13 protein-coding genes are annotated in these 12,537 nt (G+C 37.0%); 12 read left to right on the top strand and 1 reads right to left on the bottom strand.

Annotated elements, in window-relative coordinates:
- Positions 1 to 16: 16 nt before the first annotated feature.
- The 12 genes from BUA76_RS00920 to hisIE all read left to right on the top strand — a co-directional run bounded on the left by BUA76_RS00920 (position 17) and on the right by hisIE (position 11,200).
- Positions 17 to 1,186 carry a glycosyltransferase family 87 protein gene (locus tag BUA76_RS00920; protein WP_072882737.1) on the top strand — a complete coding sequence of 390 codons (1,170 nt, stop codon included), beginning with the start codon at positions 17 to 19 and terminating at the stop codon, positions 1,184 to 1,186.
- A 4-nt stretch (positions 1,187 to 1,190) separates the two neighbouring features.
- Complete coding sequence (locus BUA76_RS00915) at positions 1,191 to 2,120, top strand: glycosyltransferase family 2 protein (protein ID WP_072883354.1); 930 nt, start codon at positions 1,191 to 1,193, stop codon at positions 2,118 to 2,120.
- 1 nt (position 2,121) lies between these two features.
- Positions 2,122 to 2,898, top strand: coding sequence for a polysaccharide deacetylase family protein (locus BUA76_RS00910; RefSeq protein ID WP_072882736.1), 777 nt, complete (start codon positions 2,122 to 2,124; stop codon positions 2,896 to 2,898).
- Positions 2,895 to 3,989: a glycosyltransferase family 4 protein gene (locus BUA76_RS00905; RefSeq protein WP_072882735.1), complete on the top strand. Its 1,095-nt coding sequence runs from the start codon at positions 2,895 to 2,897 to the stop codon at positions 3,987 to 3,989. Before BUA76_RS00910 ends, BUA76_RS00905 begins: the two co-directional genes overlap by 4 nt.
- Positions 3,990 to 4,239: 250 nt before the next feature.
- Positions 4,240 to 5,097, top strand: a complete 858-nt coding sequence (gene hisG, locus BUA76_RS00900; protein ID WP_072882732.1) for an ATP phosphoribosyltransferase — start codon at positions 4,240 to 4,242, stop codon at positions 5,095 to 5,097.
- Position 5,098: 1 nt separating this feature from the next.
- Positions 5,099 to 6,391, top strand: coding sequence for a histidinol dehydrogenase (hisD, locus tag BUA76_RS00895; RefSeq protein WP_072882730.1), 1,293 nt, complete (start codon positions 5,099 to 5,101; stop codon positions 6,389 to 6,391).
- Positions 6,378 to 7,403, top strand: a complete 1,026-nt coding sequence (hisC, locus tag BUA76_RS00890) for a histidinol-phosphate transaminase (RefSeq protein ID WP_072882728.1) — start codon at positions 6,378 to 6,380, stop codon at positions 7,401 to 7,403. Before hisD ends, hisC begins: the two co-directional genes overlap by 14 nt.
- 63 nt (positions 7,404 to 7,466) lie before the next feature.
- Positions 7,467 to 8,561, top strand: a complete 1,095-nt coding sequence (gene hisB, locus BUA76_RS00885; RefSeq protein WP_072882726.1) for a bifunctional histidinol-phosphatase/imidazoleglycerol-phosphate dehydratase HisB — start codon at positions 7,467 to 7,469, stop codon at positions 8,559 to 8,561.
- Positions 8,561 to 9,139, top strand: coding sequence for an imidazole glycerol phosphate synthase subunit HisH (gene hisH / locus BUA76_RS00880; RefSeq protein WP_072882723.1), 579 nt, complete (start codon positions 8,561 to 8,563; stop codon positions 9,137 to 9,139). Before hisB ends, hisH begins: the two co-directional genes overlap by 1 nt.
- Positions 9,140 to 9,145: 6 nt before the next feature.
- The gene (hisA, locus tag BUA76_RS00875; RefSeq protein ID WP_072882720.1) at positions 9,146 to 9,868 is read left to right on the top strand and encodes a 1-(5-phosphoribosyl)-5-[(5-phosphoribosylamino)methylideneamino]imidazole-4-carboxamide isomerase; all 723 of its coding nucleotides are present in this window, start codon (positions 9,146 to 9,148) and stop codon (positions 9,866 to 9,868) included.
- The gene (hisF, locus tag BUA76_RS00870) at positions 9,861 to 10,613 is read left to right on the top strand and encodes an imidazole glycerol phosphate synthase subunit HisF (RefSeq protein WP_072882718.1); all 753 of its coding nucleotides are present in this window, start codon (positions 9,861 to 9,863) and stop codon (positions 10,611 to 10,613) included. The genes hisA and hisF overlap by 8 nt, the downstream gene beginning before the upstream one ends.
- Positions 10,610 to 11,200 carry a bifunctional phosphoribosyl-AMP cyclohydrolase/phosphoribosyl-ATP diphosphatase HisIE gene (hisIE, locus tag BUA76_RS00865; RefSeq protein WP_072882716.1) on the top strand — a complete coding sequence of 197 codons (591 nt, stop codon included), beginning with the start codon at positions 10,610 to 10,612 and terminating at the stop codon, positions 11,198 to 11,200. Before hisF ends, hisIE begins: the two co-directional genes overlap by 4 nt.
- Before the next feature lie 151 nt (positions 11,201 to 11,351).
- Here hisIE and BUA76_RS00860 read toward each other — a convergent pair whose 3' ends face one another.
- On the bottom strand, positions 11,352 to 12,524 hold the full coding sequence (locus tag BUA76_RS00860; RefSeq protein WP_072883353.1) for a M28 family peptidase: 1,173 nt from the start codon (positions 12,522 to 12,524) through the stop codon (positions 11,352 to 11,354).
- Positions 12,525 to 12,537: the final 13 nt, after the last annotated feature.

Below are 12,537 nucleotides of genomic sequence, written 5' to 3'. Positions count from 1 at the left end.
ACTAATACCAAAAATTTTGAAAGAAAAATTTCTTAAAATAATACTAAACCCTAAATATATATTTGGGGTTTATCTTATTATATCGGTCGTTACTGCTGTTTCCAAATATTTGAGAGGAGATTATGCCATTAACAATTATCTGATCTTCAAAAATGTATTTTTTAATACCATTCATCAGAAAAATCTGTTTATTCATTATCCTGATCTTTATTTTGATTTAAATCATTACGGCGTATTTTTCAGTGCACTGATCGCTCCTTTTGCCTTAATGCCCGACTGGCTCGGAATATCACTCTGGAATGCTATCAATACGTTTATCCTTATTTACGGGATTTACAAACTCCCGTTTTCAGATTCCAAAAAAGCATTATTCGGACTGTTCTGTCTGCAGGAATATATTACGGCAGCTTTAAGTCTGCAATTTAATGTTGCACTTACCGGACTTTTACTTTTATCTGCAGTCTACATTTACGAGAAAAAAGAGGTTAAATCGGTAACGGCAATCCTGGTAGGTGTTTTCGTGAAGATCTATGGAATTGTAGGACTGTCACAATTTTTCTTTATTAAAAATAAAACAAAATTTATTCTTTCAGGATTAGTTATTGCTGCAATATTCTTTGCCTTGCCTATGGCATATTCCAGTCCGAAATTTGTAATTCAGTGTTACGCAGACTGGTTTCATTCTATTGTAGAAAAAAACAATGAAAACCAGGTATTGGGAAATATGCAGGATATTTCATTAATGGGTTTTTTCAGAAGGATTCTGGGAGATGCTTCCATTTCAAATCTGGTATTTCTTGCATTCGGATTACCACTTTTTGCAGCACCTTATTTTAGAATTAAACAATACAGACAGTATGCTTTTCAGTTGATGATTCTCGCTTCAACATTGTTGTTTCTGGTATTATTCAGCTCAAGTTCGGAATCTCCTACCTATATCATTGCCATTGTGGGCGTACTGATCTGGTTTTTCCTTCAGAAAGAAAGAACACCTCTCGTTATCGGGTTATTGGTATTTGTAATTATTTTCACCTGCTTCTCGACTTCCGATCTGTTCCCGAAATACGTAAAACAGAACTACATCATCAAATATTCTTTAAAAGCCGTACCTTGCATTGTAGTCTGGCTGAGAATTACTTATGAGCTTCTCACCAAAAATTTCGAGAAAAATTACAGCCTTGAATAATCCTATGAAGAAAATTTCAATCGTCATTCCTGCACATAATGAAGAAGGAAACGTTGCTTTGGTCTATCAGAAAATAAAGAAAGTTTTTGATGGGCTGGAGCGTTACAGATTTGAAATCATATTTGTAAATGACGGCAGCCGGGATAATACCCAGCAAAAGCTGGAAGAACTTTCAGAACAGTTTGAAGAGGTAAAATTTATTGAATTTTCAAGAAACTTTGGGCATCAGCCTGCGGTAAAAGCAGGGATGGACAACGCAAGCGGAAATGCAGTCATTTCAATGGACGGCGATCTTCAGCATCCTCCCGAACTTATTCCGGAGATGATTAAAAAATGGGAAGAAGGCTACGATATTGTATTCACAGTAAGAAAGTATCCTAAAGAAATTTCGCTGTTCAAAAGAAAAACCTCCGACTTTTTTTATAAAATGCTCTCAGGATTATCTGATGTTGACTTAACGAAAGGCGGCGGCTCAGACTTCAGGCTGATGGATGCCGGTGCCGTAGAAATAATGAAAAATCTTAATGAAGATGATCTCTTCTTAAGAGGGCTCACCAGCTGGATGGGCTTTAAACAAATCGGAATCAGTTTTACTGCGAATGAAAGACTTTCCGGAAAAAGCAGCTACAATCTTAAAAAGATGGTTACCTTTGCCTTTACGGGAATTACGGCTTTCAGCGTGAAGCCTCTCTACATTGCGGCTTATCTGGGATTTTTATTTTCCGGGCTTTCGGTAATAGGATATGCAGCTTATGTGATTCATTCTTTCATTACCAAAACCGAAATTTCCGGTTGGGCGTCGCTGATTATGACCATTGTCTTCTTCGGCGGGCTGCAGTTAATCATATTGGGAATCATCGGAATGTACTTGGGTAAAATCTTTAAACAGGTAAAACAAAGACCCAATTATATCATCAAAAGTAAAAATTTTTAACATGGTTTTATTAAGTTTTGACATCGAGGAATTTGATATGCCATTGGAATACAAAGGTGAAATTTCTTTTCAGGAACAGATCTCCATTTCTCAGGCAGGATTGGAAAAAATCTTAAATATTCTGAAAACACATCAGGCAAAAGCGACATTTTTCTCTACCGTTGTTTTTGCGGAAAACAGTAAGCATTTAATTGAAAAATTGCTCAATGAAGGTCACGAATTGGCTTCTCACACGTGGTACCATTCGGATTTTAAAGAAGAACACCTGAAGCAGTCTAAAGAAAGGCTTGAAGAATTATTCAACACAAAGGTGACCGGACTGAGAATGCCGAGAATGATGCCGGTAAGCAAAAATGCGGTTGAAAATGCAGGATATTCATACAATTCATCCATCAATCCTACTTTTCTTCCGGGAAGATACAATAACCTGAAAGTCTCCAGAACCTATTTTAAAGAAGGAAATGTGATGCAGATTCCGGCTTCGGTTTCTCCCAACTTCAGAATTCCTTTATTTTGGCTGAGCTTCCATAATTTTCCATTATCTTTTTATAAAAAACTGGCTTCAGATGTGTTACAAAAAGACAACTATCTGAATATATATTTCCATCCGTGGGAATTTGCGGAAATTAAGGGTGAAGCATTTAAATTACCGGGCTTTACGGTGAAAAACTCAGGTGAAGATATGGTAAAACGTTTCGATGCTTTTTTAGCTTGGTTAAAAAGTAAAAACCACACATTCGGAACATTTCAGGAATTTCAAAAACAGATCGGCTCATGAAAATAGCTTTTGACGCAAAACGTTTTTTCCACAATACTTCCGGATTAGGAAACTATTCGCGGGATCTCGTAAGGATTCTGGCAACGTATTTTCCCAAAAATGAATACATTTTATTAAATAAAAATAAATCCGAAAGAGCTGCTGATCTTCTGGCTCTTCCCAACGTTGATTTTGTCAAAACAACAAAAGGAAGCCTTTCCCGCCAGCTGAAAATGGGAAAAGATGCCCAGCAGCAAAACGCCGATATTTTTCATGGACTATCGGGTGAACTGCCTTTGAAATGGGACAATAAACCCATCAAAAAAATCGTTACCATTCATGATCTTATTTTCATGCGGTATCCGCAATATTATTCCTTTTTCGATCGTAAAATCCATTTCTGGAAGTTTAAAAAAGCCGCAGAATCTGCCGATAAAATCATCGCTATTTCCGAACAGACGAAACGGGATATCATTCAGTTTCTCAACGTTCCAGAATCTAAAATTGAAGTAATTTACCAGGGCTGTCACAAAGCTTTCAAAGAACAGCAGCCGGAGGATTTTGTTCAACAAACAAAAGAAAAATTCAGCCTTCCGGAACGTTTTGTATTAAATGTCGGGACCATCGAAGAACGAAAAAACCTCCTGAATGTTGTTAAAGCATTAAAAGACATGGATATTCCGCTAGTGGTAGTCGGCAAAAAAACAAAATATTTTAAAAAGATTGAGCGGTTTATTCATCAGAATAAAGTCAAAGCTTATTTTTTAGAAGGCGTTTCAATGGATGAATTAGCCGTAATATACAAACTTGCAGATATCTTCATTTATCCGAGTTTATTTGAAGGTTTCGGAATACCTGTGATTGAAGCATTATTTTCTAAAACAGTGGTGATCACAAGCAATACAAGCTGTCTTCCGGAAGCCGGCGGACCGGATTCTGTATATATTGATCCCAATAATTTTCTTGATATTCAGGCAAAAATTAAATTTTTATGGCAAAACGAATCGGAAAGAAAACGCCGTGCAGAAAAGGGTTTCGAATTTGTGCAAAAGTTTAATGATCAGCCCATTGCAAAACAATTAATAAAACTTTATGAAAATATTTTACCATAATATTTGGATTTGTGAAATATATTGCTTTAAATTTGCACCATACAATTCAAACAAAATGAAACCGAATTTTTTAACAGTACATCATTATCATCATCATCTCTGCTAAGACGGAATTGATTGATATATGACTATGTTAAAAATCAAAATAATTAAAAACCGTCTGAGTAAACAGGCGGTTTTTTTGTTCTAAATTCTTCCCAGGCAATTTATTTCAATTCACCATTTGGTACTCAGACACAACAAAAGTGAAATGAGTATATTAAAAATTGCGATACAAAAAAGCGGAAGGCTTTACGAAGAATCTCTTCAGCTCCTTAAAGACTGCGGCATTTTCGTTAATAACGGTAAAGACCAGCTTAAAGTTTCCGTAGATAATTTCCCGATGGAAATCATGTACCTTCGAAATTCGGATATTCCGCAATATCTGGAAGACGGCGTAGTAGATATTGCTATCGTAGGTGAAAATCTTTTAGTAGAAAAACAGAAAAAAATAGATATTGTGCTGCCTCTGGGATTCTCAAAATGCAGGGTTTCTCTTGCCATTCCAAAGGAAATTGAAACAGATGACATTCAATATTTTCAGGGTAAAAAGATTGCCACTTCTTATCCGAATACCCTTAAAAATTTTCTTGATCAAAATAATATTTCCGCTGAGATTCACATTATTTCCGGTTCGGTGGAAATCGCTCCGAACATCGGTCTTGCCGACGGAATCTGCGATATTGTAAGCTCCGGAAGCACTCTATTTAAAAACGGACTGAGAGAAACCGTAACGCTTCTTACTTCACAGGCGGTTCTTGCCAAAACATCAGAGCTCAGCAAAGAAAAAACGGCTATTCTTGAAAAATTTGTATTCCGGATCAAAGCGGTTTTAAAAGCAAAGAATTCCAAATATATCCTGATGAATGTCCCGAATGAGAAAATCGAAATCGTTTCAAAAACACTTCCGGTTCTTAAAAGTCCGACTGTCATTCCACTGGCAGAAGAAGGCTGGAGCAGCATCCATTCGGTAATCGATGAAGACCGTTTCTGGGAAGTAATTGATGAGCTCAAAGACAAAGGAGCACAGGATATTTTAATAATTCCAATCGATAAAATGGTGATTTGACATGAAAGTAAACAAATATCCAATAAAAAAAACATGGTCTGAACTGATACAAAGACCTGTTATCAAAAGAGAACAGTTAACCGAAATAGTTGCCGGAATTTTCGATGAAGTAAAGAACAGAGGAGATCAGGCGCTGATTGATTTTGCTGAAAAATTTGATTCTGCTGAAATAAAAGATATTAAAGTTTCTGAAAAGGAAATTGAAGCCGCTGAAAGTCTAATCAGTGAAGAGCTGAAAGCAGCCATTCAGGAAGCGAAATCGAATATTACGAGATTTCACGCTTCACAAATTCCAACGATTGAAAAGATTGAAACAACAAACGGAGTCGTTTGTTGGAGAGAAAACCGCCCAATCGAAAAAGTTGGCATTTATATTCCCGGCGGAACAGCGCCTTTATTTTCTACGGTTTTAATGCTTGCCATTCCGGCTCAGTTAGCAGGGTGTGAGGAAATGATCCTTTGTACGCCACCGGATAAAAACGGGAATACCAATCCTGCAATTTTGTATACGGCAAAGCTTTGCGGCGTAACCAAAATATTCAAAACAGGAGGCGCTCAGGCAATTGCAGCAATGACTTTTGGAACAGAAAATATCCCGAATGTCTACAAAATTTTCGGGCCTGGAAATCAGTATGTTGTAGCGGCTAAAGAATATGCGCAAAACTACAATATTGCCATCGATATGCCTGCCGGACCAAGTGAAGTTCTTGTGATTGCCGATGAAAATGCAGTTCCGGAATTTTGTGCTGCCGATTTACTTTCTCAGGCAGAACATGGGAGTGACAGCCAGGTGATTTTCCTTTCCACAGATGAGAAAATTCTTGATGAAACCATTCTTGAAACCCAAAAACAGCTTGAAGCACTTCCGAGAAATGAAATGGCGGCAGAATCTTTAAAAAACAGCCATTTTATTTTACTGGACTCAATTGATGAAGCTTTGGAATTCAGCAATTTGTACGCGCCGGAACACTTGATTTTAGCAGTCAATAATTTTGAAAAATATATTCAGCAAATCCGGAATGCAGGTTCTGTTTTCCTGGGAAATTATTCATGTGAAAGTGCGGGAGATTATGCAAGCGGAACCAATCACACGCTCCCCACCAACGGTTTTGCAAAAAATTACAGCGGTGTTTCCCTCGATAGTTTCGTGAAGAAAATTACTTTTCAGAATTTATCCGAGCAGGGGTTACAAAATTTAGGAAAAACAATAGAAGTAATGGCGGAAGCAGAAGGATTATTTGCACACAAAAATGCCGTAAGCATAAGATTAAAAGAACAAAATGAAAGAATTTAATATCAACAGTTTAGTACGGAAAAATATTCTGGAACTGCAGCCTTACATAAGTTTCAGGGATCAGAATGAATTTGAAAACCCTGTGTTCATGGATGCCAATGAAAGCCCTTTCGGTGAATATAACCGTTATCCGGATTCAACTCAGAAAGAATTAAAAAACAAACTGGCAGCATTGAAAAATGTTTCAGCACAACAAATTGCAGTAGGAAACGGAAGTGATGAGCTCATTGATCTTATCATAAAAATCTTCTGCGAACCAAAAAAAGATTCAATTATGGTGATGAATCCTTCTTTTGCCATGTATAAATTTTATGCTTCGATTAATGAAAACAAAGTTGTAACATTAGACTTGGATAAAAATTTCCAGATTAATAAAGATTTATTTCTAACAGTTTCAGAACAAGAAAAACCAAAGATTTTTTTCCTGTGCTCACCCAACAATCCAACCGGCAACTCTATTCAGGATCTGGAGTTTTTTATTGAAAATTTCAATGGAATTGTAGTGGTTGACGAAGCATACATTGAATTTTCAGAACAGAAATCATGCATTGAGCTGTTGGAAAAATACCCCAACCTGATTACTCTTCAGACCTTCTCAAAAGCTTGGGGAATGGCTGGAGCAAGGGTAGGCGTTGCCTATTCATCAGACAGCATCATACAATTGATCAATACCGTAAAAGCACCATACAATGTTAACTCATTAAGTTTAAATATAATCATGCAATTAATTAATTATAAAATTATTATAGAAGAAAATATAAAAAATACTTTAAGCGAAATTTCAAGATTAAAAAATGAATTGCTTAACGTTGAGTGTGTTAAAAGAGTATTTCCTACCGATGCCAATTTCTTTTTGATTGAATTTACTAATGCTGAAAAAGTGTATCAGGAATTACTGAAGAATGAAATCCTGACCAGCAAGAGAAGCCCGCAGATTCCGGATTGCATAAGAATTAATGTCGGGAAAAAGGAAGAAAACAATAAGCTGATCAATGTATTAAAAGGAATTTAATTAGAATCTGAAACCTAACAGGTTTTTAAAACCTGTTAGGTTTAGAAGAGTAAAAAAAGTAAAATGAAAAAAGTATTGTTTATAGACCGAGACGGAACTTTAATATTAGAACCGCCAACCGATTTCCAGGTTGATTCTCTGGAGAAGCTTGAATTTTATCCCGGAGTTTTTCAGAATCTTTCCAGAATTGCCAGAGAACTTGATTTTGAACTGGTGATGATTACCAATCAGGACGGATTGGGAACGGAAACTTTTCCTTATGAAGATTTCATCAAACCTCAGGAAAAAATGATCAAAGCCTTTGAAAATGAAGGAATTGTTTTTAGTGATATTCTGATCGACAGAAGTTTTGAAAGTGAAAACCTCCCGACAAGGAAACCGGGAACCGGAATGTTGGGGAAATATATTTACGGAGATTATGATCTTAAAAATTCTTTTGTTATCGGAGACCGTCTTACGGATATTCAACTGGCAAAAAATTTAGGCTCAAAATCCATATTGATCAGTAAAGTTCATAATGATAAAGCAGATTTAACAACGGAAAGCTGGAGCGAAATCGCACAGTTTTTGACGAATATTCCAAGAAAAGCTAAAGTTTCCAGAAAAACCAGTGAAACTGAAATTGAAGTTGAAGTCAGCCTTGATGGAAGAGGGACTTCTGAAATTTCGACAGGATTACACTTTTTTGATCACATGCTCGAACAGATTTCCAAACACGGCAATCTAGATTTAAAAATTAATGTTAGAGGAGATTTGCAGGTGGATGAGCATCACACCATAGAAGATACCGGAATTGTTCTTGGAGAAGCTATTTTAAAAGCGTTGGGAAAGAAAAAAGGCATTGAGCGTTACGGATTTCTTCTTCCGATGGATGATTGTCTGGCCCAGGTTGCCATTGATTTTGGAGGACGGCCGTGGCTGATGTGGGAAGCTGAGTTTAAGCGTGAAAAAATCGGTGATGTTCCTACAGAAATGTTTTATCATTTCTTTAAATCGTTCACAGATTCTGCAAAATGTAATCTCAACATTAAAGTAGAAGGTGATAATGAACACCACAAGATCGAATCTGTGTTTAAAGCGTTTGCAAAAGCAGTGAAAATGGCCGTGAAACAGACCGATGAAAATTTCAATTTACCATCAACCAAAGGAAGTTTATAATGATTGCCATCATAAAATACAACGGAGGAAATGTCAGTTCCGTACAGAATTCATTAAACAGACTGAAAGTAGAGTCTGTCGTGACCGATGATTTTGATCTGATAAGAAAAGCCGACAAAGTAATTTTTCCGGGAGTGGGTGAAGCGTCTTCTACCATGAATTTATTAAAGGAAAAAGGTCTGGATCTGTTAATTCCCACTTTAAAACAGCCGGTTTTGGGAATATGCCTGGGAATGCAGCTTATGTGTAAAAGTAGTGAAGAAGGCAGTACCAAAGGATTGGGTATTTTTGACATTAAAGTGAAAAGATTTCCTGCCAAAGATGTTGTACCGCATATGGGATGGAATACAATTTCGGATTTTACCTCTGATCTTTTTTCAGGAATAACTGCGGATGATAATGTCTACTTTGTGCACAGCTTTTATTGTGAATTATCTAAAAATACAACTTCGGTCGGCAATTACATTTTGCCATTCAGCGCATCACTTCAGAAAGACAATTTTTATGCGGTGCAGTTTCACCCGGAAAAATCGGGAGATACAGGAAGCCGTTTACTGGAAAACTTTTTAAAACTGTAAACAAATATGAAAATTATTCCTGCTATAGACATCATTGACGGAAAATGTGTGAGACTGTCAAAAGGAGATTACGATACTAAAAAAATATACAATGAAAACCCTGTTGAAGTGGCCAAAGAATTTGAAAACTTCGGCATACAATACCTGCATCTGGTAGATCTTGACGGAGCAAAATCAAAGCATATTGTCAATCAAAAAGTTCTGGAAACCATCGCAAAGGAAACTTCTCTGAAAATTGATTTCGGAGGCGGACTGAAAACTTTGGAAGATATTAATATTGCTTTTAATTCGGGAGCAAAACAGATTACCATCGGAAGTATTGCCGTTCAGGATCCCGATTTTTGTTTTAATATGATTGAAAAATATGGTCCGGAAAAAATAATTCTCGGAGCCGACTGCGAAAACCGAAAGATAAAAACATCAGGATGGCTGGAAGAAAGTGACTTTGATATTATTGATTTTATTCTTGAATATCAGAATAAAGGAATTAAAAATGTGATCTGTACGGATATTTCCAAAGATGGCATGCTTCAGGGAGCTTCGGATGAATTATATAGAGAAATTTTAAAAAAAACAGAGGTTCAGCTTATAGCAAGCGGCGGAATTTCTTGTATTGAAGATGTTGAACAGATGAAAGGGATCGGCTGTTCGGGGACGATTATCGGGAAAGCCATCTATGAAGGAAAAATAAACCTGCAGCAACTCCAAAATTTTATTGAACATGCTTAAAAAAAGAATTATTCCATGTCTGGATATCAAAGACGGAACAACGGTAAAAGGAATTAATTTTGAAGGATTGCGAAGCGCAGGTGATCCCATCGAACTTGCCAAAAGATATGAGAAAGAAGGAGCTGACGAACTGGTTTTTCTGGATATTACCGCAACCATTGAAGAGCGGAAAACTTTCGCGGAACTTGTACGGAAAATTGCGAAGGAACTTAGTATTCCATTCACCGTAGGCGGCGGAATTTCTTCCGTGGAAGACGTAAGAAAGCTTCTTGAAGCGGGAGCCGATAAAATCAGCGTCAATTCTTCAGCCGTTAAAAATCCGCAGCTGATTACGGACTTGGCCAAAGAATTCGGAAGCCAATGTATAGTGGTTGCTATAGATACCAAATTCATCAACGGTTCAGACTGGGTCCACGTAAAAGGAGGGAGAGAAATAACAGAACTTAAAACATTAGACTGGGCAAGAAAAACCGAAGAACTCGGAGCCGGAGAAATTTTACTCACCTCGATGGATGGTGATGGTACAAAAAGCGGATTTGACCTCAGAATAACCAGACTTATTGCGGAGAATATAAATATCCCTGTCATTGCTTCGGGAGGCGCAGGAAAAATGGAAGATTTTGAGGAAGTTTTTACTCAGACAAAAGCCACAGGCGCTTTGGCAGCAAGTATTTTCCATTTCGGAGAGATAAAAATCCAGGATCTGAAAAATAATTTAAAATCTAAAAAACTGGCAGTACGATGAATATCGATTTCAATAAAAATAAAGACGGACTTGTGCCGGTAGTGATTCAGGACGACAGAACCTTACAAGTGTTAATGTTAGGTTATATGAACGAAGAGGCATTAAAAAAAACAGAAAAAGATGGCATCGTTACCTTTTTCAGCCGTTCCAAAAACCGGCTCTGGACAAAAGGAGAGGAGTCCGGAAATTTTTTAACAGTAAAAAATATTTCTGTTGATTGTGATCAGGATGCGATTTTGATTAAAGCTATTCCAACAAATGTAGTCTGTCACACCGGAAGCTTCAGCTGTTTCGGAGAGAAAGAATCTAAAGGTTTTTTATACGAACTGGAGGATAAAATAAACCGGAGAATTGATGGAAAAACAGAAGGTTCTTACACGTATTCACTGTTTCAGAGAGGAATCAATAAAGTCGCTCAGAAAGTAGGAGAGGAAGCGGTGGAATTGGTGATTGAAGCTAAAGACAACAACGATGATCTGTTTAAGAATGAAGCGGCGGATCTGTTGTATCACTTTTTAATTTTACTGAAAGCTAAAAATTTTACCCTAAATGATATTGAAGAAATTTTGCTATCCCGAAACAGATAAAATTGCATTTCAACGCGTGGCGGCATTTCGGGATAAATAATTCTGGTTATAAGCTGGTCTGTTTCCGGGAACATTCTGTAAAATAAATCAGCAACCCATCAAGAAAAAATCCTGAGCAGTAACTCAGGATTTAATTTATATTTTTTACTAATTATTTTCCGATAATTATTTTTCTGACCGCTTTGCTGTCTTTGGTTTTTATAGTCGCAAGATACGCTCCGTTTGTCAGTGCCGAAACATTTATCTGGGTTTCATTTTCTTTACTGATGACCAGCCTCCCGTTCATATCGGTGATTTCAAGATTGAAACTCTTAATATCTTTCGGCAGTTCAATATTAAGGATATCTTTTGCAGGATTTGGATAAATTTTTACTGTTTCCAAACTGTTTATGCTTTTTTCTTCGGTTGCCAGCAGGGTTGTTGAAGCCGTAGCAAAGTGCTGTAATGCTCCCACAGCCGCTTTTCCAACATTGAAAACATAAGTAGGATCTACGTTTACAAAAGTATCATTTACCGTATGTTCATTATAGCTTCGTACATTTTCATAAAATCCGGTAATAATATCCCCATTCTGTTCAAAAGGAATATAATCCGAAGCATAAGCATTAGACATTACCGTTTGCAGAGGAGAGTACAGCGTTGTACAGTTTGCAAGCTGTTGGGTAAAAGAAAGAGACTGGGCATTGTTTCCGCTCTGCCCGGACTGGTCGCTTTCGCATTTAATCGCATTGTTATTGTTGCCGATTTTACCACCAACCTGGTCAATATTAAATACCACTCTGATATTCAGCTGCCTTACGTTATTCTGAAAAACTACATTATCTGCATAATGGGTACTTCCATAGAGTCCCTGTTCTTCCCCGGAAAAATGTATAAATTTAATTGAGTAGTCCGTAGGAATATCCTTCAGAATCCTTGCTGCTTCCAGGATAATGGATGTCCCGCTTCCGTTATCGCTTACGCCATTACCGGTGATTGTATCATAATGCCCGCAAATAATCACATAAATATTAGGATAAAGTGTTCCCGTTTTTGTTATGATTAAATTTTTTGAGCTGGTGCTGCCAAATGTGAAAGGATCTTCCACAATCTGGTTCGCAGTATATCCGTACGATTGGTATTTCGCTTTAAGCCAGTTCAGGGTATTCGTATTGGCTACAGAGCCGGTAGTTTTTACACCAAGATTCTCAAATTCCTGAAGCATCGTGGTAATATTGGTCTGTGAAACCTGATCTGCCCTGTTTTTATAAGCCTGAATAAGACTTTGGGCCTCAAGGTTATAAAAAGCCAATGAAATGAGCAATAAAGAAGTTAGTTTTTTCACTCTTAAATAAAAT

The organism is Chryseobacterium takakiae, assembly GCF_900129385.1.
GTDB lineage: Bacteria > Bacteroidota > Bacteroidia > Flavobacteriales > Weeksellaceae > Chryseobacterium > Chryseobacterium takakiae.
The sequence above is the reverse complement of the archived record's forward strand: the minus strand, read 5'-3'. Positions and strand labels throughout refer to the sequence as shown.

Coding starts and splice junctions, on each gene's coding strand:
- BUA76_RS00915 (WP_072883354.1), top strand. CDS start 1,191: ATGAAGAAAATTTCAATCGTCATTCCTGCACATAATGAAGAAGGAAAC.
- BUA76_RS00905 (WP_072882735.1), top strand. CDS start 2,895: ATGAAAATAGCTTTTGACGCAAAACGTTTTTTCCACAATACTTCCGGA.
- BUA76_RS00910 (WP_072882736.1), top strand. CDS start 2,122: ATGGTTTTATTAAGTTTTGACATCGAGGAATTTGATATGCCATTGGAA.
- hisC (WP_072882728.1), top strand. CDS start 6,378: ATGAAAGAATTTAATATCAACAGTTTAGTACGGAAAAATATTCTGGAA.
- hisF (WP_072882718.1), top strand. CDS start 9,861: ATGCTTAAAAAAAGAATTATTCCATGTCTGGATATCAAAGACGGAACA.
- hisA (WP_072882720.1), top strand. CDS start 9,146: ATGAAAATTATTCCTGCTATAGACATCATTGACGGAAAATGTGTGAGA.
- hisD (WP_072882730.1), top strand. CDS start 5,099: ATGAAAGTAAACAAATATCCAATAAAAAAAACATGGTCTGAACTGATA.
- hisIE (WP_072882716.1), top strand. CDS start 10,610: ATGAATATCGATTTCAATAAAAATAAAGACGGACTTGTGCCGGTAGTG.
- hisG (WP_072882732.1), top strand. CDS start 4,240: ATGAGTATATTAAAAATTGCGATACAAAAAAGCGGAAGGCTTTACGAA.
- hisH (WP_072882723.1), top strand. CDS start 8,561: ATGATTGCCATCATAAAATACAACGGAGGAAATGTCAGTTCCGTACAG.
- hisB (WP_072882726.1), top strand. CDS start 7,467: ATGAAAAAAGTATTGTTTATAGACCGAGACGGAACTTTAATATTAGAA.